Here is an 18,675-nt window from a genome sequence, read left to right on the forward strand (position 1 = left end):
GAGCCTGTTGTTTATTTTTTGTTGTTCATCATTTTAGCGATTGTATTAAAATCAAGCTTTTCTTTTCCACTTGTAATCGATTGAACGATTTTGTCTTCCATTTCTTTAGGTACACGTTTGTTTGCAAGCTGCGCCACTTTTTTAATGACACCTCGAACGGTATTCTCATCTTTAAAGTTCGCGTTTTGCAAAGAACCTGCAAGCTTAAAGACATCATTCATATTTACACCTGTTTTATTTTCCACGCTTTTAAAGAATTTATTATCCATTCCTTTGCCTCCTCTTTGTGGAGTAATCACCTTACTATATGAAAATAGGCGAGATATGTGCCTATCCTGCTGCCTTGTTAGCAAAGAGAAAGGAAAGCAAAAGGCTTCCCTATTGCTTCCCTCACCTTCTTACTGTTTAGTTAAAGAAAGAAGCACCAACGATGATTAGAAGGATGAAAAGCACGACGACAAGAACAAAAGTTGAACCATAACCGCCGCCGTAGCCGCCACCATAACCTCCGCAATAACCGCCACCGTAACCGTAACAACTCATATTTAAGCACCTCCTCTTCTCCCTTACAAAATATGAAAAATACATGAAATGGTTTGGACGATCACATAAAAAAGTGCGGAATTTTTATTTCTGCTGTTTAAAGACGTAATCTGCCTCTCCATGACGGATCATGAATGCTTCTGTTTCTTTCGCAAAAGTATCCATTTTCTCGCCAAATGCTTTTAAGTGCTCTTCAAGATCCTTCGCTTTATTCGCTAGATCCATTTCAGCTTTTTCGTGCGCTTGCTCTTTCCCATCATGGGGTTTAGTGAACAAGGAACCGATTAATTGTTCGAATGCATCCATTCTGGTCACCCCTTCTCTCTTACATATGCATCACCCAAAAAAAGGGCAACAAAAAAACCGGATAAATCCGGCTTTTGTTTTTCCCTATTGAGGTTTCTTTTTCTTCCCGCAGCCGCAGCCCGTCTTCTTGATTTTCTTCGTATATACAGATTGTTGATTTGACTGCGCTGGATACCCTTGAAGCATATGTGACGGTGTTTCAGTTGGTTTCATCGCAACCCTTCCTTTCCTATTCCATGTTAGTATATGCATTTTCTTTAAGCGTGTCTGATCAGAATGCCTGTTTATTTCACAAGCTTCGACACGACTGCTTCAATCAAGCCTGCTGCGGCGGCAATCGCTAATAGTAAATTAAGCCACATGCTGATGACAGGAAAAAATATGTATATCAGTAGTAAAGCAGCAGTGCACCACATACCCGTACACCAATAACAGCTTAACAGCTCTCCTATCCAAGATCGCAGTCCCTTCCCCTTAATGACGATATAGGTCTCGACTTCACCTTGTTCGTTTACCTCTTCTTGCTCTTCATGAAATAGACGGCGAAAGGGGGCTGTAATCGTATCAAACACGATCAATCTCGTCAGCCTAAAGGATGCGAGGGCAAATATAGCAAATGACAAAGCGCCGCTCATGGAACCTCCACCTCCTTCATTCTTCTTTTTCCGTCCTTTCTTTATATATGCAAAAAGAAAGACCGCCATGATGAATCGAGTGCAAATAAAATTGGGTTGTACTTTTTCATGCTTTCCGATTCCACCTTGAGCCTCTGCTGCATTAAATAATGTATAGATAAGAAAGGAGTGAAAGTATTGTCTATTGAAGAAAGTGCTGATTTATTATACACACAACTGTTAAACGAATTAATCAGCAATTATGATGATTTCATCGAGATCAAGGATTCCGAAAATGTCACGATTCATAAAACAGATGTAACAGCCGCACTCTCCCTTCAAGCGACCGTAACGACAATCATTACTCTTTTAATTCAAATTCTTGTACCAGATGATGAATTGGCTGCAGACATCACAGAACAGCTTTTAGCTGCACAACAAGTGACAGTTCAAAAGAAAACAGTGATTCAAATCATCAATTGTTATAACGTCACGATTACATTATCTGATGCATCCATTATGAACTCCGTACAAATTCTCACTCAAACACTGAATGTACTTTTAGTTGAAGCCGGCATTCTTTGACCCTTTCTTTTTCTAACATCATGTATGAAAGAGGTGAAATAATCGTGGCTGAAGAGAACGAAAAAAAGGAGTTTCAAATCAACACTGATGTTGATCCATTAACAAGCCTTCTTGTGAGTGATATTTTAAACAAAAATAATGTCACAGATGATCAGAAAGCAAACCTTTCAGAAGATCAAAGAAGGATGATTTTGAAGCTGGTTCAGGATTTACAAAAGAAAGCAGATGATTTCGTACAGCAGCAGCAGGAGAAAAAGCGTCAGGCAGAGGCAGCAAAACATGCAGAAGAGGTCGAGCCTGAACCACAAGTGCGCCCTAAACGAAATTCACTTCGAGATCGTATCCAGCAGCGCCGTCAAGCGCAGCAAAATAACGATTAAATAAAAATGGGTTGCCTGCTAGGATAAATGCCCGAGACAAAACCAATCATTCCAGCATTTAATAAAGTAAACGGAAGGAGGAAAAGAAATGGATTCTAAACCATACTCTTGGGTCGCTCTAGATCGTAACTGTACACACCACGGCGATTACCATCATAACTACGAAAGAAAAGCAGTCTGTGACGGCAACTATTATGATGATGAAGATGTTTTACAAGACTTTGATCAAGTGAGTGTGACAAAGCAGACATCTGAGGAAGTCATTATCGTTAGAGATTCTTGTGACATTAACGTCTCTTCTGTTGATGCACAGGTTGCAGCATCTATCCAAGCAGCTGTTCAAACAGCGATCATCACCATTACAAACATCTCAATCGCTGATGGTGACCTAGCTGACCGCGTCACGCAAGATCTCTTACAAGCAGCTAGCCATAAACAAACAAATCGCCAGAAACTTGTTATCGAAAACTCTAGAAACGTTACAGTCTCTACAATCGATGCGGACATCTCTATTGCCATCCAAACGCTTACACAGACACTTGTTGCGACGATCGTTGCAATTGGTATCCTCTAATGTACAAAAGCAGAGCGAAAAGCTCTGCTTTTCCTTTTTCTAAAAATACAACAAAGATAAATAGTCATTTACCCACACCAACTAGAGGGCGCATACATATGTTGTTAAGGACTAAAGTCAAATACCTTGTTAAAGGAGCTGAAATCCATGAGCTGCGGAAAACACCATGGCCGACATGATGAAAACTGTGTATGCGATGCGGTTGATAAGATTTTAGCAGAGCAGGAAGCTGTAGAAGATAAATGTCCTACGAGCTGCTACAGTAATTTATTAAGCCCGACAGTTTCTGGAAAAGATACGATTCCGTTTTTACTTTTTGATAAAAAGGGCGGATTGTTCTCTACTTTCGGAAACATTGGAGGATTTGTTGACGATTGCCAATGCTTCGAATCCATTTTCTTCCGGGTTGAAAAATTGCATGACTGCTGTGCCACATTATCTGTATTAAGACCTGTTGATGTACACGGACATACGCTAAGCGTTTGTCACCCTTGCGATCCTGACTTCTTTGGTTTAGAAAAAGCGGACTTTTGTATCGAAGTTGATTTGAACTGTTTCTGCGCGATCCAATGTTTAAATCCAGAACTTGTCGACAGAGTCATGCCGGCAAAAGATAAAAAGCATCATCACCACGGCTAAACCAATCGCCCGCTCATCTAACTTGTCATAAGTCAAAGCATCCCCTTCCTCACGAATGACAACCAATCATGCGGAGCAGTCAGCAAAAGGCGGCCGCTTCCGCATTGATTGACATTAGATGCATCAACCGGCGAGACACGTAATAAAGCTTATAGATGATGATGACAGTGCTCAAACACTCAAACAAATTTCCTTGTATAGGAGGGTTGAATATGAGCCGCAAACATTCATGGAACTGTGTAGCAGAGGCTGTTGAAAACATAAACGACTTACAAAATGCCGTCGAAGAGGATTGCCCGACCAGCTGTTACAGCAATCTCCTTTCTCCATCACATTCATTAGGTGACACTGTCCCGTTTGTTCTATTTACCTCAAAATCAAAACCATTCGTCGCATTCGGAAACGTCGGAGAAGTAGATGCTGGCCCTTGCTTCAGCACTGCATTTTTCAGAGTCGAACACATCTCTGATCACTGCGCAACACTCAGCTTGCTTATTGCATTTGACAAAGATCGTCATATTTTAGATTTTACAGATAAAGATTCCGTATGTGATGTGTTCCGTTTAGAAAAATCAAAGTATTGCATTGAAGTAGACCTTGACTGCTTCTGCGCAATCGAGTGCTTAAATCCAAGACTCATCAACCGTAGCTGCTAACAAAAAAAGTCCCATTATGGGACTTTTTTTATGTTCATTAAAAACCAAGTGGATGAATAGAAGAAATATCACCAATTGCTAATTCCACTGGATTACCGCCGCCTGCCGTGCGGATGACCACCATATTGTCTTTTCTCTCCATGATGATCCCTCTATATGTTTTTCCATCGGCTTCAATGAGGCAAAGCGCTCTCGGCATATTATGCGGCAGACTTGTAAGAAAATCGACTTTCTCCTCGATATTCATTTGGCTTAACGGCTTCTTCACTCGTTTTCTTCTTGGTTCTTCTTTTGTTTCATGAAATACGCCTTCTGGCTGTTTTTCTTGTTCTTGTACTGGCTCTCGATTTTGTGAATTATCTTTTTCTTGATTGATCTCCCGCTCTTGCTGTAGCGCAGGCGGCTCTTCTTTTTTCTGCTTTACTTCCTGTGATACAGGTTCTTGCACGCTCTCTTCGATTGCATCCTCTTTGGCGCTTTTTTTGGTTTCTGAAGGTTTTTCTGACTTCTTGCGCTTTCTCACAATATTTTGCATGGCCGGCGCTGATTCATCATAGCTCGGCTGAACAATATACATAAGCGGCTTTTGATTCTCATCACCTTTATTTGACATACTAATCCCTCCCGAATGATTCATTCCTTATATATATGAGAGGACACCCCAAATCAGAAGAAAAATAAAAAACAGCATACCAGTGATTGGTATGCTGCAAATCAATTATTCGTTTAGCGGGCAATGATATGGAAGCCAGAATCAACATGAAGATTCTCACCTGTCATGCCGCGGGATAAATCACTGAATAAGAATAGTGCTGTATCGCCAACTTCTTCAGGAGTCGTTGTACGGCGAAGCGGTGCACGCTCTTCAATATCCTTCAGGATCGTATTAAAGCCGCTGATTCCTTTTGCAGATAACGTACGAATTGGACCAGCAGAAATGCTGTTCACACGGATGCCTTCCGCTCCAAGATCAGCTGCTAAGTATTTCACACTTGCTTCAAGGGCTGCTTTTGCTACACCCATGACATTGTAGTTAGAGACAACGCGCTCTCCGCCTAGGTAAGTAAGTGTGACAATGCTTCCGCCTTCTGTCATGAGCGGACGTGCTGCTTTTGCTACAGCTGTTAGTGAATAGGCACTAATGTTGTGCGCTAAAAGGAAACCTTCACGGTTCGTGTTCAAATATTCACCGACAAGCTCTTCTTTGTTCGCAAATGCAATCGCATGTGCAACACCATGGATGACTTGTACTTTTTCTTTAATCGTTGCAAAACATTTTTCGATTTCTTCATCACTTGTCACATCACAAGGAAGAATAATGGAATCATCACGCTCTAGCGTGCTTGCTAGTTCTTTTACTGATTCTGCAAGACGATCTCCAACATAAGTAAAAATCAAACGAGCTCCTGCTTCGTGAAGTGAACGAGCGATCCCCCAAGCGATGCTTCGTTTATTGGCAACACCCATCACCACAATATTACGGCCTTCTAAAGAAAAGTTCATATGTATTAAAGCCTCCTATTTTTTCAAGACATAGTATTAGTACCTGATCATAATCTTATCACATATCATGAGATATTGACAATTTCCGTTGAAAGAAAGTTTTTATTTCAGAAAAAAGACCGTCCTCACAAGTGAAGACAGTCTTCTTTTTATGCTTTGACTCTGTTTTGCTGATAAGCAAAGTGGTTAGTCGGTCCGTGCCCAGCGCCAATATTCAGAGGAAATTTGATCGCCTCATGGACAAAGGTTTCTGCCGTTTCAAAGGCTTCCTTCATGGAACGACCTTTTGCTATTTCTGCCGTTAATGCCGCTGCAAATGTACAGCCTGTTCCGTGTGTATGTGGTGTATCAATATGTTCATTACTGAGTTCAAAAAAGCTTTTTCCATCGTACAAAAGGTCTGTAATGAGGCCGCCTGAAGGACTATGACCTCCTTTGATCACAACATAGCACGTGCCAAGCTCATAAAGTCGTTCTGCTGCTCTATGGCGATCGTCTTTTGTCTGAATGCGCATGCCTGTCAGCACTTCTGCCTCAGGGAGATTCGGTGTGACTGCATAACTGACAGGCAGTAACTGTGTTTTCATAGCAGAGACCGCATCTTCATTTAATAAAGAAGCGCCGCCTTTGGCAATCATGACTGGATCGACAATTAGTTTCAAGTCATATTGCTTCGTCTTTTCAGCAACGACACTGATCATGTCGGCACTCCACAGCATCCCTGTTTTAGCGGCATCTGGCAACAAGTCTTCTGCCACTGCATCAATTTGACTTTCGAGCGCCTCGATAGACAGAGGATAAATACCGTGAACGCCAAGTGTGTTTTGTGCTGTAATGGCCGTAATGGCGGACATTCCGTACACACCAAGCTCCTGAAAGGTTTTCAAGTCTGCTTGAATACCTGCTCCACCACCAGAATCAGTACCTGCGATGGTTAATGCTTTTTTAATCGTCATGTCATCTCACCCTCTCATTAGCCAATCCATTGATGATAAATCGTTCTCGCTTTCGCAATATCATTTGTCCCATGTACAAGCGCTCTGCCATCTTTGAATAAAACAAGCTTGTACTCATCCTTCTGACACGAAAGCAAATAAGGATTTTCCAACACATCCATTCCTGCTTTCTTTAGCTGACGGGCTACTTCATGCAGCGCAGGGGGTGCCCCTAGTGCACTGCGAATTTGTACAGTATTTCGTCCACATAATACATCTGCTTTTGCTCTTTGATCATATGAGAGAAATGGATATGTCTTAAGACCGCAGCTTGGACATTGTTTCTTTTTTAAAGACGTAACGGATCGAATATCAGATCGCTCGTTTGTCCATAAATCAAACGATCTTAATACCGGTGTGATGTGGTGTCCTGTTAAAAGCTTCAGTGCATCCGCCACTTGATAGGCCGCAACCTGCTGCACTACTGGACTAATAATTCCTGCTGTATCACATGTCATGCCTTGTGCAGGTAAATGCTCAAGCAGGCAGTGTAAACATGGTGTTTCACCAGGAATCACTGTGAATTGAATACCATAGCTTGCGACACAGGCCCCGTAAAGGAACGGAATTTGATGTTTGACGGCCGCATCGTTCGCAATCATTCTCACCTCAAAATTATCCGCTGCATCCACGATGATGGATGCCCCGCTGACGTACTCATCAATATTTTGAGCGGTCACGTCAAGGACGATGCCTCTCACGTGAACGTCACTGTTCACCTGTTTGAGTCTTTTCTCAGCAGCCACAGCCTTTGGCAGCCGATCAAGAACATCTTGCTCTGTGTATAGCTGCTGACGCTGCAGGTTGCTCCATTCAATATAATCTCTATCCAAAATGGTGACAGATCCTACGCCGGCACGGACGAGCATTTCAGCACTCGCTGTTCCAAGTGCCCCAGCCCCAATAATGACGGCCTTTGAGGCATGTAGCCGTTTTTGTCCTTCTGTTCCAATCGGCCTAAAAAGCTCTTGGCGTGAATAACGTGTGCTCAAAATGCTGGCATTCCTTCCTGCGGACTGCTGGCTGTTCCATAGTTTTTGAGTGGAATACGGCCTGCCTCGAAACCGAGTCTTCCAGATTCAATCGCCAGCTTCATCGCTTTGGCCATTTTCACAGGGTCCTTTGCGCCAGACACGGCTGTATTCAGTAATACAGCATCAGCACCCAATTCCATCGCATAAGCAGCATCCTTCGGCGAACCTACACCCGCATCAATAATAACTGGCACTTTTGCCTGTTCGATAATAAACGATAGATTCAGAGGGTTTAAAAGCCCTTGACCTGAACCGATTGGAGAAGCACCTGGCATAATGGCATGGACACCAAGTTCTTCTAATTTTCTTGCCAGCACCACATCATCTGACGTATATGGCAGCACGATAAAACCTTCTTCTAATAGCATTTCAGATGCTTTTAACGTTTCGACTGGATCTGGCAGAAGAGACCTTGAGCAGCCAATGACTTCTACTTTGATCATGTCACACAGTCCAGAAGCTTTCGCTAAACGGGCAATTCGCACCGCTTCTTCCGCTGTACTTGCCCCTGCAGTATTTGGCAGCAATGTATAGGCTGATAATTCGAGCTGCTCTAAAAAATTGGGCTGTGATGGTTCAAATATGTTCATTCTTCGCACAGCAAAGGTCAAAATTTCAGCTTCTGATACGTTGACCGCCTCTTTTTGAACTTCAAATGATGGATACTTTCCTGTCCCTAGTAATAGTCTTGATGTAAATGTTTTTCCGCCAATGCGCAGCATGGTGTCATCCTCCTCCTACAAAGTGAACGATTTCAATCGTGTCATTTGGTTGAATTTTTACCTGTTGAAAGGCTTCTTTATCTATAATTTCTTGGTTCTTTTCAACGATCACCACTCGGTTTTCAAGTTGATAGGCTGATAGCAGATCAAAAACCGTGCCATTTTCCTTATCGAAATCAACCATTCTTCCATTCAATTGAATTTTCATACGAACAATGCCTCCTTTCGCCCAATACGAAACGCATGAAGCCATTCCTTGTGAACAGACTCGCCCGCTATTAAGCCGCGAATGATTTCCCCCGTAATTGGCGCAAGTAAAATGCCATTTCGGTAATGTCCCGTTGCAAAAAGAATACGCTCGTCTTCTGGATGTTTTCCGATATAGGGGTGCCGGTCGCTTGTCGCTGGCCGAAGACCTGCCCAGCATTGATCAATCGGCATCTCTCGAATAGAAGGCATGAGCTGAGATGCTTTGTGAATAACTGCTTCAATACCGCCAAGTGTCGGAACGGCCTGCCAGTCATTCGGTTTCATCGTTGCACCAATCACTAGCTTACCGCTATCCCTTTGAACGATATAACAATGATCATGGTAGATGGTGTGTGCAAGCGCTGGACCGTTATTCCAAACAGACACGCATTCTCCTTTTACTGGATAGAGAGAATGTGATAACCCCAGTTCTTCTAAAAAACGGCCTGACCATACACCACTTGCTACAGTCAGATGATCACATGTGAAGATGCCTTTAGCTGTACTGACTGTCAATGTTTCTTTTCCCCTCTTCACATCAATAACGGGGGTAAACTCCTTCACATCCGCTCCATGCCGAACAGCCGCCTGCCAAAAAGCCCTGCATACCGCATATGGCTCGACATGTACATCATCTACTATCAAGCCTGCTCCTACAATGTCATCTGCTATTTGAGGCATACGTTCTTTTACGCTGCTTGCTTCAAGCCATTCAAATGTGGGCAAATGCTGCATCCGGCAAAGCGCACGCTTTTCTTGTTCTGTAAAAGCCACCTTCATAATCCCGCCCACTGATGTCCGAATATCAATGCCCGATTCATGCTGAAGGTCGACCGTTAATTTTTCATATAAAGCCTGACTTTGTCTGCCTACTTGAAAGAAAATATCTTCATCACCTTCTCCTTCAGCATGTGCACCCAGCATGCCAGCAGCCGCACTCGTCGTTTGCTTCCCGATCTCATTTGCCTCAAATAAGACAATCTGCTTTCCTGCTTTTGCAAGGTGATAAGCGATCGACATCCCTATGATTCCACCACCAATGATTGCCACATCATAATGCTTGTTCATAAGGATTCTCCTCTCGCTTTTTAGAAAATGTTTGCGCCATTTTGCGCGGCTGAGGATGAGCAAAAATCCCCGACATGACGGCTATTCCCTTTAAATCAACATGCATCAATTCTGGCAGTCGTTCTGGTGTGATTCCACCAATGACAACAACTGGAATGGACAGCGTAGAAGTCATTTCCTCCACAACCTTTATGCCTCTCGCCTGTAGTCCGGGTTTGCATGCGGTATCATACACATGCCCAAACATGACATACTCTGCCCCGTTCTTCTCTGCTGCTTTGGCTTCTTCTATCGAATGAACCGATACCCCCGCATGGAGGTGAGGAAATTTTTGTCTTAATTCCTTTGGCGAAAAGCTGTGTCCAGGAAGATGAACCCGGTGAATATTGGTCAGCAGCGCAACATCAACTCGGTCATTGATAATCAGCTTTTCTTTCGGAACACCTTCTGCTAGAAGTTGTTTCACAAGATGAACCAGCTCACCTGCTGCCTTCGATCGTTCACGAATATGAATAAAGTCTACTTCAGACGCAATGTCTTTTATTTGCTTGATGAGCTCCCTGACAGGAAGCGTATCATTTGTCACTGCGTGGAGTTCCATTTGCACCAACCCCATCTAAGCATGCTGTCTGCCACATTTCTTTTTCATACGCCATCTCCCAGAAATGGTATTCGTAATAGCTTGAAATCACGAAATTTTCTTTCATATTAGCCCGCACATGTTCTGGCGCTTTTTCTGCAAGTTCATCAAAACGGTTCACCTGTTCAAAAACAAGCTCTTTAAACCAACCCCCGCCATATGTCAAAATCCATTCTTGATAAATCGGATGGTCAGGTGTTGTTTGTTTCAGTTTTTCTCCTACCTCATAATAAAGCCAGTAGCACGGCAATAATGCGGCTAAAATTTCTTCAAAACGACCGCTTTTCACAGATCGGTACATATGCGAGGTATATGCATAAGCAGTTGGAGAAGGTTTAAAGTTTGCCAGCGCTTCATCAGAGATCTGGAGCAGTTCTGTGAACTTTCTATGCAGTGATAGCTCTGCTTCATACGTACCCTGCGCATGATATGCCATTCTGCCTGTCGTATGTAAGTCCTCACTAATGGCGGCTCCATACGACTGTACTTTTGCAAAATGAGTTAAATAGTACGAATCCTGCATCACATAATAAGTGAAACGATCGAGTGAAAGTGTGCCATCACCAATCCCTTTCACAAAAGGGTGTGTAAAGCTCCCATTCCACCATCTAGCTGCTGCTTCTTTACATTCGTTCGAAAATGTCATGTTCCTCTCCTCCTGTTTTTCCATATAAAAAAACCACTTTCCGCGTGGAAAGTGGTTTGGAATTTGTAAAAAGCATAGTCAAACACCGCACCACTTCCCTACGCAGGTATGAACCTGTTCAGGTAATGAGGGTCTAAAAGTCTACACTTTTATCTCAGCCCTTTTAAAGGACTCCCCTAGTGGATCAAACATATATTGTTGTACCTCTATCTTAATCAGGAATTGTTCATCGGTCAAGGGTTCATTGCAACTCTAATTGGGCTCTAAGTCCTGCCACATACTCCCGGGAGCCAGACACAAGTACGCGGTCACCGCTTCTAAGCGTCGTATCCCCATGCGGTACTAAGCTGTCAATTCCTCTAAAAATACGGACAAACACCAAATCGCCGGTAAAAGGAAATTCCCTCAGCATGACGTTATGATACCGATGATTGTTCATTTGAATTTGATACAAAGAAGAATCCTCATTTGTTAACAATCGAATCGCATCAGGTGCTTCAATCAATGCCCTCAGCACCGTTTTAGATGATAAGAAGTTAGAAAAGGTATCGATCCCTGCTTCCTTTAAAGTCAGCTCGGCTTCCGCTTTGTTAACACTTGCAATGACTTGTTTAGACCCTTCTTCTTTTGCAAATAAAGCAATTTCCTTATTTTTCGTTTCACTGCCTGTAGCCACAACGAGCACATCCTCTTGCCCGATGCCAGCCTGCCTGAGCGTATCATCGTCATATTGTTCAATCGCTTCAACTTCAAAGATGGAGTCAGCAAGCAAGGCTTCTTTATTTTCCTGAAAGACGTGCAAAATACGGATGTCATATTCATCCTGATGCAAATCAAGCGTCACAGGTAACGTCAGCTGATTCGCTCCAATAAACGTCACACGCTTTTTATGATTGGTTTCACGTTCTTGTTTAAATAACGCCTTAAACCAAACAGGCGTTAAAACACTCGTGAGCACAGCGACTAGAATAAGGGCTCCTGACATTTTATGATCAATGACACCAAGCCGCTCACCAATCGTTGCAGCAGCAATAACTAGGGATAACGTCGAGGTTAATAAAAAACCAGAACCGATGACTTTTTTCATGTCATACCATTTTTTTAAATAAAGAATCGGAACGAGTTTACTAAGCAATAATGCGATAAACAGCAGCGGAATCATGATCATGATGGTTGGATCTTTAAAGAGTGACCATATATTCAGGTCCACACCGACCATCACAAAAAAGATCGGAATTAAAAATCCATAGCCAAACGAGTCCAGCTGCTGTACGAGTTCTTTATTAGGCGAAAGAAGAGACACAAGCACACCTGCTAAAAAAGCCCCAAGAATATTTTCAGCACCGAGTGATTCAGATAAGGCAACTAAGACTATAATGAGAGTAAAGATGGCTCTTGTCCCAATTTGCACCGTTCCTTTTGACATGGACTGAAAAATGGACTTTGTCTTAAATACCCGGCCAAATAAATAAAGAAGAATACCTGCCGCAAATAATAATAAGAGCAACCACATGTTCCCTGTTCCATCGCCATAAATGGAGGAAAACACAGCAAGTAAAATCATTGTCACCAAATCAGCAATAACGGCTACAAGCAAAATGATTTGACCAATATTCGTTTGCATCAACTTTTCCTCTTTTAAGGTAGGAACTACCACACCCAATGAGATGGTGGAAATAATAAGCGTCATTAAAAAGGCATTTTGAATAAACCCTGCAAGAACAAACGCATAAGACAGGATAAAGGACATACAAAATACGCCAACAAAAATAATGGTCGCTGTTTTAAATGTATTCGGTTCTTTTAAACCATTTGGCAGTTCTCGCGCTTTCTTCTTTGATTCAAAAGAAGAAAAATCTATTTCAAGTCCACTTAAAAACATAAGAAAAATAAAACCTAGCATGGATAACGTATCTAGCCATGCGTCGTGTTCAACAACTAGTTGAAGACCGCTTTTTCCAATGATGAGCCCCATGATGATTTCAGCGACAACGACCGGGATGGTCAGCTTAAATCGGTGCAATAAAATGGGGGTGAAAAAGGCTACAATAATAACGACAACGAGTGATGAAACAGATGTATGCTCCATTGGCTAAAGCCTCCTAACATTCATGTTTAATTTTTAAGTTTTACGTTAAAGCATTGATTCTAACAATTGCCCAAATGAAATGAAAGCCATTCGTTATATTTTCTAAAATTCAAACTTCTTTATATCCGATAAATGGATGAAAAAATCAGGAGGAACCTTTATGAAATTCGATATCATCGGCGATATCCACGGCTGCTACGAAGAGCTGCTTACCCTCATACACAAACTAGGATACGAACTCAAACACGGACTACCTGTCCACCCTGATAAGAGAACACTGGCCCTTGTTGGTGATTTAACAGACCGCGGCCCTCGATCAGTTGCCGTGATGCAATTTGTCATACACGCCTATTCTAAGGGTGCCATCCGCTATGTGCCTGGCAACCATTGTTTTAAGCTGTATCGCTATTTGAAAGGAAATCCCGTAAAATTACTGCACGGTATTGAAACAACGGTGAACGAAATCAAAAACCTGCCGCATGATGAACAAACCATTTTATCACGTGAATTTAAACATTTATTTGAAAAGGCACCGCTTTATGATGTACTGATTCCGAATGAACTGATCATTGCACACGCAGCAATGAAGGAAAAGGATATTGGCAAAAAACCGAACAAACAGATGAGGTCTTATCTATTATTTGGAGCAGTCACCGGAGAAACATGGCCAGACGGTCGACCTGTCAGGAAGGACTGGGCAAAGGAATATCACGGAAAACCATGGATTGTGTACGGGCATACACCCGTAAAAGAACCAAGATTTATCGGTAGAACGGTTAACATTGATACAGGCTGCGTCTTTGGCCACAAGCTCTCTGCCCTTAGATATCCAGAGCTTGAGACAGTATCTGTTCCTTCATCTATGCCATATGATGATTCAAGATTTCAGCATTTCACGCAATAAAAAACCCGGTCCACCTTGACAGGTGACCGGGTTTACTTGTTTACTGAAGCAATAATGTCATATCATCCGGCAAAGGAGCCGAAAAGGTCATGGACTCCCCAGTTATCGGATGCGGAAAAACAAGGGTTTCACTATGAAGTGCCTGCCTGCCTATTCTCTCGCTTGTTCCACCATATAGCGTATCTCCAACAAGCGGATGACCAAGGAATTGCATGTGAACACGAATTTGATGTGTTCTTCCCGTTTCAAGGGTGAGGGACACATCAGACATATCTAAATGAGTATGTACCGCCAGCACCGTATAATGTGTTACGGCTTCCTGACCAGATTCATCCACCATTCGTTCAATAATGCTGTCCCCTTTTCGAGCAATTTTTGCTCTAATTGTTCCTTCCTTTTGCGTGATCATGCCATGTGTCATGGCTCTATACGTTCGCTTGACTTCCCCTTTTTTCTGCGCCTTTGATAAAAGGCTGTGTGCAAAGCGATGTTTAGCGACTAACATGACACCAGAAGTATCACGATCAAGACGGTTCACCAAGTGGACAGTCAGCCGAACGGACTGCTCAGCATAATGGTGAAGCAGTCCATTTGCAATACTATGCTCAGGGTGCTCTCGAGAAGGAATCGATGGGATATACGGCTTTTTATTCAGCACAAGCACGTGCTCGTCCTCAAATAAAATATCAAGTGGAATGGCCGAAGGTTTTAGCCCTTCACTCACTTTTTCCTCGGGAAATAAAATGGTGAGCCTGTCTCCCTCGCGCAGCTCATATCTCACGGTCACATGCTCTCCATTAATCAGAAGGTCACCGCCATCAAATTTAATATCTGTCAGCATTCTTTTTGAAATGCCAAGATCGATTAAGTAGTCCTTCAGCAGCCTGCCTTCTTCTTTGGCTGATATGGTTTTGTTTATCTTAAAGTATTCCAGCGAGAACAACCTCTTTCTTATTCTCCTTTGCCGATAAAGGAATCTTGCACCCTTTTCCAAAACGGAAATGGTCTAAATCGGGCAAACCGGACATTCTCGTCTGCCACTCGGCATTGAATGGATTTCACATCTTTATGCAGCAGCGACAAATGATCTATCGTCACCTGAAAATCCACATCATTAATCGGTTTGATCACACACGTATGGTGGTCCGGCAAAATGAGCGGCGAACCGACCGTTCTAAACACTCTGTTGTTGATTGAAGCCATTTCTGCCAGCTGGATCGCCCTAATGGATGGGTGAATAATAGCCCCGCCAAGTGCCTTATTATAGGCTGTACTGCCAGATGGTGTAGATAAACAAAGACCGTCTCCTCTGAATGTTTCAAAAAGCTGACCCCTAATCTCAACATCTGCCACAAGTGTACCTTCCATACTTTTAATCGTACATTCATTCATTGCTAAATATTTTTCTTCCCTGCCCCCATCGTTGTACCTGACGATGACTTCAAGAATCGGATATTCCACAATATGATAAGGCGTTTTGGCAATGGCTAACACAAGCTTTTCAATTTCACTCGGGACCCAGTCCGCATAAAAACCAAGATGGCCTGTATGTACGCCGACAAAAGCGGTTTCGTTCAGACGGTTGCTATACCGGTGAAAAGCGTATAAAAGGGTTCCGTCTCCGCCAACTGTAATGACGAGATCGGGTTCCTCTTCATTTAATTCCATTCCAAAATCCAATAAGTAGGTCTGTATTTTATTTTTAAGTGTGTCAGATACAGAATTCCCTTTCGAAGAAACTGCAAATTTCATGAATTCTTCTCCTTTTCCACCTTGCTGCGACGAGAAAGCAGCATCATATTTGATCAAGCTTAGGCTCAGCTATCGTTTTTCTTTTTCCGGGAAAATGCCACTTGCGCTTCTTGAATTTCCCCTCTGATTTCAGACATCTCATCATCAAGAAGAGATGCTGCCTCAGAAGCTCTTTGAAGGCGCTGCTTGACCTTCTCCGGGATATTCCCGCTATATTTATAATTCAGAGAATGCTCGATGGTCGCCCAAAAATTCATGGCTAATGTACGGATTTGGATTTCGACGAGGAGCTGCTTCTCTCCATTGATCGTTTGCAGCGGATATAACACAACAAGGTGGTACGAGCGGTATCCGCTTTCTTTATGTTCTGCAATGTAGTCGCGTTTATCTACAACCACGAAATCTTTTCGTGACTGAAGCATTTTCTTGACGACTTGTATATCTTCTACAAATTGGCACATAATGCGAAGCCCTGCAATATCCTGCATCGTTTCAATCTCATGCATCGGGATGTTTTTACGCTTTGCCTTTTCCAATATGCTGGCAACGGGTTTCACTCGGCCAGTGACAAATTCTACTGGTGAATGGTCATCCTCAAATTCATACAGTTTTCGAATGCCTTTTAGTTTCACTTTTAATTCTTCGACTGCTTGCTTATATGGTGCGAGGAATTGATCCCATTGTTTTTTGTCCATGAAACTTCCCCCAATTCCAAATACCTAATTATTTCAGAGGAATGTGCTCTTCACTTTCTCTTCCATATCTCCGTAATTGGCATTGTCTTTAATATTGTCGATTAAATAGTTTAATTCCTGATGAAGTTGAATGAGTTCTAACGTTTGCTCTTCCGCCGCCAAATAGACAGGGATTTCAAGATTCATTGCTTCTTTTAATGGAGCCCATGTATGTTCTCCTAAAATAAGATACGTAAAAGACTCCTCAGTCTCAAGTATGTAAACGAACGCAAAGTGATCAGAATCAACAAGCATTTGTCCTGATGCTTTTGCTTTTTGAATTTGCTCATCTGACTGGACCGTCAAGATCAGCCTGTCTTCTTTTAAAGTTGCTTCTGTGATTTCAATTCTGTTTTGCATCATGATCTCCTTTACAACAAAGTACAGCTTTATTTTATCATATCAAGTTCAATATTGATAAACCGAACTTTTTGAGAAAATTTGATTTCTCCATTTCGTTGTTCATTTTGCCTCATTTAGCATCTATATACGTCTCTTTTTAAGGAATAAATAAGAAAAAAAGAAGCTTTTCATGTACAATAATCATATTTCCTCTAAATGAAAGGTTGATGTCAAAATGGCACAGGAAATTGAGATAGAACTAAAACAATTATTAATGAAAGAAGAATTTGAACAGCTAAAAGAATATTTTCAATTAAAGGACGAGGACTTCCACACTCAAACCAACTATTATTTTGATACACCTCAATTTGATATAAAATCCAAATTCGCTGCATTACGAATGAGAGAAAAAGGCGGGCAGTGGGTCCTCACATTAAAGGAACCGCATGAGATCGGCCTTTTGGAAACTCACCAAACGATCGATCCTCCCGCAAGTCTTGAACATTTCCACCTGCCTGAAGGTGAAGTGGCAGACAGATTAGTACACCTTCACATTCAAAAGGATCAAATCGTGTATTTTGGTTCACTGGAAACGTCAAGAGCAGAAAAAATGATCAAAGAAGGCTTAATTGTTTTGGATCACAGCCGATATTTAACAGTAGAGGACTATGAACTTGAATTTGAAGTGAGCGATTTAGACATTGGACAAGCCGCTTTCACAGCATTGCTTCAGCAATTTCAGATCCCACCAAGACACACGAAAAACAAAGTCGTACGTTTTTATGAAGAAAAAATGAAAACAAAAGAATAGATGAATTCCTTGAAGGAGGAACATGATGAACGTCAATCAACTTCAATCCTTTATGCAGCTTCAAGCACTCAAAACGTTACAATCTGATAATGGACAAACACAACTCACAGCTGGACATGAATCAAGCGCTGAGACTTCATTCCAGTCGCTGTTGCAAGATTTTTTAGGCGGATCAGAATTATCTCGTCTCCCGCTTTCCATTTCTGCTTTCATGGGATCGGACCCATCAACGTCTCCGAACACGCAATATGCACGAATGAACCCATATTTATCTGCGATAGCAGGCAGTGAACAGCTTCAATCTCAGTCTCTTTATGCAAATGACAGCCAATTGAATACCGCAAATGGTATTGGAAACGTCTTAAACAATAGCTACACACCGCCGCTTCAAAAAGCTGTTTCAGGCTCTTCATCAAAAGAGATTAATCAGATCGTCTCACAAATGGCTCAAAAGCACGGAGTTCCAGAAAAGCTGATCCACGCAGTGATCAAGCAAGAATCCGGTTATCGCACGAATGCTGTCAGCCATGCTGGTGCACTTGGACTGATGCAGCTTATGCCGTCTACGGCTAAATCACTTGGCGTGAACAATGCCTTTGATGCAGCCCAAAACATTGAAGGCGGAACGAAGTATTTAAAACAAATGCTGCAAAAATATAATGGAAATGTCTCACTTGCCTTAGCCGCTTATAACGCAGGCTCAGGGAATGTAGATAAGTACGGAGGCATTCCTCCATTTAAAGAAACACAAAATTATGTAAAGAAAATCACAGCTCAATATTTCGCCTAAACCGAAGAGAATAACCTCTTCGGTTTTTTGTATGTCGCTTTTCACCCTTTTTTGACTGAATGTGTTATGATATGGTCAATTGAACACGGAACCTGTCTC

Annotated in this window: 27 protein-coding genes and 1 riboswitch; of the genes, 8 read left to right on the forward strand and 19 right to left on the reverse strand. The window is 42.2% G+C overall.

Features of this window, described 5'->3' with window-relative positions:
* Positions 1–11: 11 nt before the first annotated feature.
* From spoVIF to FXF70_RS10715, 5 genes are all read right to left on the reverse strand, one after another.
* Positions 12–269: a sporulation-specific transcription regulator SpoVIF gene (gene spoVIF, locus FXF70_RS10700; RefSeq protein ID WP_008348417.1), complete on the reverse strand. Its 258-nt coding sequence runs from the start codon at positions 267–269 to the stop codon at positions 12–14.
* A gap of 136 nt (positions 270–405) precedes the next feature.
* Positions 406–543: a YjcZ family sporulation protein gene (locus tag FXF70_RS10705; RefSeq protein WP_008348419.1), complete on the reverse strand. Its 138-nt coding sequence runs from the start codon at positions 541–543 to the stop codon at positions 406–408.
* A gap of 84 nt (positions 544–627) precedes the next feature.
* Positions 628–849, reverse strand: a complete 222-nt coding sequence (locus FXF70_RS10710; protein WP_008348420.1) for a hypothetical protein — start codon at positions 847–849, stop codon at positions 628–630.
* Between the two features lie 84 nt (positions 850–933).
* A complete protein-coding gene (locus FXF70_RS19260) occupies positions 934–1,062 on the reverse strand; it encodes a hypothetical protein (protein WP_008348422.1) in 129 nt (42 codons plus the stop codon).
* 71 nt (positions 1,063–1,133) lie between these two features.
* Entirely contained in the window at positions 1,134–1,484 is a 351-nt protein-coding gene (locus FXF70_RS10715) for a DUF1360 domain-containing protein (RefSeq protein ID WP_035700339.1), read from the reverse strand.
* Positions 1,485–1,661: 177 nt separating this feature from the next.
* Here FXF70_RS10715 and FXF70_RS10720 point away from each other — a divergent pair, with 177 nt between their 5' ends.
* From FXF70_RS10720 to FXF70_RS10740, 5 genes are all read left to right on the forward strand, one after another.
* Positions 1,662–2,048 carry a spore coat protein gene (locus FXF70_RS10720; RefSeq protein ID WP_007498962.1) on the forward strand — a complete coding sequence of 129 codons (387 nt, stop codon included), beginning with the start codon at positions 1,662–1,664 and terminating at the stop codon, positions 2,046–2,048.
* 44 nt (positions 2,049–2,092) lie between these two features.
* Positions 2,093–2,428 carry a hypothetical protein gene (locus tag FXF70_RS10725; RefSeq protein ID WP_008355377.1) on the forward strand — a complete coding sequence of 112 codons (336 nt, stop codon included), beginning with the start codon at positions 2,093–2,095 and terminating at the stop codon, positions 2,426–2,428.
* 88 nt (positions 2,429–2,516) lie between these two features.
* Entirely contained in the window at positions 2,517–3,002 is a 486-nt protein-coding gene (locus FXF70_RS10730) for a spore coat protein (RefSeq protein ID WP_008355374.1), read from the forward strand.
* Between the two features lie 147 nt (positions 3,003–3,149).
* On the forward strand, positions 3,150–3,641 hold the full coding sequence (locus FXF70_RS10735) for a CotY/CotZ family spore coat protein (protein WP_025207165.1): 492 nt from the start codon (positions 3,150–3,152) through the stop codon (positions 3,639–3,641).
* A gap of 212 nt (positions 3,642–3,853) precedes the next feature.
* Positions 3,854–4,297: a CotY/CotZ family spore coat protein gene (locus tag FXF70_RS10740; protein ID WP_008348434.1), complete on the forward strand. Its 444-nt coding sequence runs from the start codon at positions 3,854–3,856 to the stop codon at positions 4,295–4,297.
* A 37-nt stretch (positions 4,298–4,334) separates the two neighbouring features.
* Here FXF70_RS10740 and FXF70_RS10745 read toward each other — a convergent pair whose 3' ends face one another.
* The 10 genes from FXF70_RS10745 to FXF70_RS10790 form a co-directional block, all read right to left on the reverse strand.
* Entirely contained in the window at positions 4,335–4,910 is a 576-nt protein-coding gene (locus tag FXF70_RS10745; protein ID WP_047945549.1) for a CotO family spore coat protein, read from the reverse strand.
* Positions 4,911–5,023: 113 nt separating this feature from the next.
* On the reverse strand, positions 5,024–5,800 hold the full coding sequence (fabI, locus tag FXF70_RS10750; RefSeq protein WP_003211867.1) for an enoyl-ACP reductase FabI: 777 nt from the start codon (positions 5,798–5,800) through the stop codon (positions 5,024–5,026).
* Positions 5,801–5,949: 149 nt separating this feature from the next.
* A complete protein-coding gene (gene thiD / locus FXF70_RS10755) occupies positions 5,950–6,756 on the reverse strand; it encodes a bifunctional hydroxymethylpyrimidine kinase/phosphomethylpyrimidine kinase (RefSeq protein WP_148780228.1) in 807 nt (268 codons plus the stop codon).
* A 17-nt stretch (positions 6,757–6,773) separates the two neighbouring features.
* Positions 6,774–7,787 (reverse strand): thiazole biosynthesis adenylyltransferase ThiF, encoded by a 1,014-nt coding sequence (locus FXF70_RS10760; RefSeq protein WP_148780229.1) that lies wholly within the window; start codon positions 7,785–7,787, stop codon positions 6,774–6,776.
* Positions 7,784–8,551: a thiazole synthase gene (locus FXF70_RS10765; protein WP_148780230.1), complete on the reverse strand. Its 768-nt coding sequence runs from the start codon at positions 8,549–8,551 to the stop codon at positions 7,784–7,786. The genes FXF70_RS10760 and FXF70_RS10765 overlap by 4 nt, the downstream gene beginning before the upstream one ends.
* Before the next feature lie 4 nt (positions 8,552–8,555).
* Positions 8,556–8,759: a sulfur carrier protein ThiS gene (thiS, locus tag FXF70_RS10770; RefSeq protein ID WP_024720130.1), complete on the reverse strand. Its 204-nt coding sequence runs from the start codon at positions 8,757–8,759 to the stop codon at positions 8,556–8,558.
* Complete coding sequence (gene thiO / locus FXF70_RS10775; protein WP_148780231.1) at positions 8,756–9,868, reverse strand: glycine oxidase ThiO; 1,113 nt, start codon at positions 9,866–9,868, stop codon at positions 8,756–8,758. Before thiO ends, thiS begins: the two co-directional genes overlap by 4 nt.
* Positions 9,852–10,469 (reverse strand): thiazole tautomerase TenI, encoded by a 618-nt coding sequence (tenI, locus tag FXF70_RS10780; RefSeq protein WP_057079694.1) that lies wholly within the window; start codon positions 10,467–10,469, stop codon positions 9,852–9,854. The genes thiO and tenI overlap by 17 nt, the downstream gene beginning before the upstream one ends.
* The gene (gene tenA, locus FXF70_RS10785) at positions 10,444–11,154 is read right to left on the reverse strand and encodes a thiaminase II (RefSeq protein WP_148780232.1); all 711 of its coding nucleotides are present in this window, start codon (positions 11,152–11,154) and stop codon (positions 10,444–10,446) included. The genes tenI and tenA overlap by 26 nt, the downstream gene beginning before the upstream one ends.
* A gap of 78 nt (positions 11,155–11,232) precedes the next feature.
* A riboswitch (TPP riboswitch) is annotated at positions 11,233–11,342 on the reverse strand.
* Between the two features lie 53 nt (positions 11,343–11,395).
* Positions 11,396–13,243: a monovalent cation:proton antiporter family protein gene (locus FXF70_RS10790; RefSeq protein ID WP_007498989.1), complete on the reverse strand. Its 1,848-nt coding sequence runs from the start codon at positions 13,241–13,243 to the stop codon at positions 11,396–11,398.
* A 160-nt stretch (positions 13,244–13,403) separates the two neighbouring features.
* On the opposite strand from FXF70_RS10790, the gene prpE reads away from it, so the two are divergent.
* On the forward strand, positions 13,404–14,147 hold the full coding sequence (gene prpE / locus FXF70_RS10795; RefSeq protein WP_017359667.1) for a bis(5'-nucleosyl)-tetraphosphatase PrpE: 744 nt from the start codon (positions 13,404–13,406) through the stop codon (positions 14,145–14,147).
* Between the two features lie 40 nt (positions 14,148–14,187).
* Here the strand turns inward: prpE and FXF70_RS10800 are convergent, their stop codons facing one another.
* The 4 genes from FXF70_RS10800 to FXF70_RS10815 form a co-directional block, all read right to left on the reverse strand.
* Positions 14,188–15,081, reverse strand: coding sequence for an RluA family pseudouridine synthase (locus FXF70_RS10800; RefSeq protein ID WP_187424769.1), 894 nt, complete (start codon positions 15,079–15,081; stop codon positions 14,188–14,190).
* Positions 15,082–15,098: 17 nt separating this feature from the next.
* Positions 15,099–15,899 carry an NAD kinase gene (locus FXF70_RS10805; RefSeq protein WP_008355343.1) on the reverse strand — a complete coding sequence of 267 codons (801 nt, stop codon included), beginning with the start codon at positions 15,897–15,899 and terminating at the stop codon, positions 15,099–15,101.
* 65 nt (positions 15,900–15,964) lie between these two features.
* The gene (gene yjbM / locus FXF70_RS10810) at positions 15,965–16,594 is read right to left on the reverse strand and encodes a GTP diphosphokinase (protein ID WP_008348457.1); all 630 of its coding nucleotides are present in this window, start codon (positions 16,592–16,594) and stop codon (positions 15,965–15,967) included.
* Between the two features lie 33 nt (positions 16,595–16,627).
* Positions 16,628–16,993: a UPF0738 family protein gene (locus FXF70_RS10815; RefSeq protein WP_148780234.1), complete on the reverse strand. Its 366-nt coding sequence runs from the start codon at positions 16,991–16,993 to the stop codon at positions 16,628–16,630.
* A 217-nt stretch (positions 16,994–17,210) separates the two neighbouring features.
* Here FXF70_RS10815 and FXF70_RS10820 point away from each other — a divergent pair, with 217 nt between their 5' ends.
* Both FXF70_RS10820 and FXF70_RS10825 read left to right on the forward strand, forming a co-directional pair.
* On the forward strand, positions 17,211–17,786 hold the full coding sequence (locus FXF70_RS10820; RefSeq protein WP_007498999.1) for a CYTH domain-containing protein: 576 nt from the start codon (positions 17,211–17,213) through the stop codon (positions 17,784–17,786).
* A gap of 25 nt (positions 17,787–17,811) precedes the next feature.
* Positions 17,812–18,576, forward strand: coding sequence for a lytic transglycosylase domain-containing protein (locus tag FXF70_RS10825; RefSeq protein ID WP_148780235.1), 765 nt, complete (start codon positions 17,812–17,814; stop codon positions 18,574–18,576).
* Positions 18,577–18,675: the final 99 nt, after the last annotated feature.

Origin of the sequence: Bacillus sp. Y3 (assembly GCF_008123875.1) — a bacterium.
Lineage (GTDB): Bacteria > Bacillota > Bacilli > Bacillales > Bacillaceae > Bacillus > Bacillus altitudinis.

Bases quoted from the DNA above. Each gene is read 5' to 3' on its own strand.
- spoVIF (WP_008348417.1), bottom strand. From the start codon at position 269: ATGGATAATAAATTCTTTAAAAGCGTGGAAAATAAAACAGGTGTAAAT.
- FXF70_RS10705 (WP_008348419.1), bottom strand. From the start codon at position 543: ATGAGTTGTTACGGTTACGGTGGCGGTTATTGCGGAGGTTATGGTGGC.
- FXF70_RS10710 (WP_008348420.1), bottom strand. From the start codon at position 849: ATGGATGCATTCGAACAATTAATCGGTTCCTTGTTCACTAAACCCCAT.
- FXF70_RS19260 (WP_008348422.1), bottom strand. From the start codon at position 1,062: ATGAAACCAACTGAAACACCGTCACATATGCTTCAAGGGTATCCAGCG.
- FXF70_RS10715 (WP_035700339.1), bottom strand. From the start codon at position 1,484: ATGAGCGGCGCTTTGTCATTTGCTATATTTGCCCTCGCATCCTTTAGG.
- FXF70_RS10730 (WP_008355374.1), top strand. From the start codon at position 2,517: ATGGATTCTAAACCATACTCTTGGGTCGCTCTAGATCGTAACTGTACA.
- FXF70_RS10735 (WP_025207165.1), top strand. From the start codon at position 3,150: ATGAGCTGCGGAAAACACCATGGCCGACATGATGAAAACTGTGTATGC.
- FXF70_RS10740 (WP_008348434.1), top strand. From the start codon at position 3,854: ATGAGCCGCAAACATTCATGGAACTGTGTAGCAGAGGCTGTTGAAAAC.
- FXF70_RS10745 (WP_047945549.1), bottom strand. From the start codon at position 4,910: ATGTCAAATAAAGGTGATGAGAATCAAAAGCCGCTTATGTATATTGTT.
- fabI (WP_003211867.1), bottom strand. From the start codon at position 5,800: ATGAACTTTTCTTTAGAAGGCCGTAATATTGTGGTGATGGGTGTTGCC.
- thiD (WP_148780228.1), bottom strand. From the start codon at position 6,756: ATGACGATTAAAAAAGCATTAACCATCGCAGGTACTGATTCTGGTGGT.
- FXF70_RS10765 (WP_148780230.1), bottom strand. From the start codon at position 8,551: ATGCTGCGCATTGGCGGAAAAACATTTACATCAAGACTATTACTAGGG.
- thiS (WP_024720130.1), bottom strand. From the start codon at position 8,759: ATGAAAATTCAATTGAATGGAAGAATGGTTGATTTCGATAAGGAAAAT.
- thiO (WP_148780231.1), bottom strand. From the start codon at position 9,868: ATGAACAAGCATTATGATGTGGCAATCATTGGTGGTGGAATCATAGGG.
- tenI (WP_057079694.1), bottom strand. From the start codon at position 10,469: ATGGAACTCCACGCAGTGACAAATGATACGCTTCCTGTCAGGGAGCTC.
- tenA (WP_148780232.1), bottom strand. From the start codon at position 11,154: ATGACATTTTCGAACGAATGTAAAGAAGCAGCAGCTAGATGGTGGAAT.
- FXF70_RS10790 (WP_007498989.1), bottom strand. From the start codon at position 13,243: ATGGAGCATACATCTGTTTCATCACTCGTTGTCGTTATTATTGTAGCC.
- prpE (WP_017359667.1), top strand. From the start codon at position 13,404: ATGAAATTCGATATCATCGGCGATATCCACGGCTGCTACGAAGAGCTG.
- FXF70_RS10805 (WP_008355343.1), bottom strand. From the start codon at position 15,899: ATGAAATTTGCAGTTTCTTCGAAAGGGAATTCTGTATCTGACACACTT.
- yjbM (WP_008348457.1), bottom strand. From the start codon at position 16,594: ATGGACAAAAAACAATGGGATCAATTCCTCGCACCATATAAGCAAGCA.
- FXF70_RS10815 (WP_148780234.1), bottom strand. From the start codon at position 16,993: ATGCAAAACAGAATTGAAATCACAGAAGCAACTTTAAAAGAAGACAGG.
- FXF70_RS10820 (WP_007498999.1), top strand. From the start codon at position 17,211: ATGGCACAGGAAATTGAGATAGAACTAAAACAATTATTAATGAAAGAA.
- FXF70_RS10825 (WP_148780235.1), top strand. From the start codon at position 17,812: ATGAACGTCAATCAACTTCAATCCTTTATGCAGCTTCAAGCACTCAAA.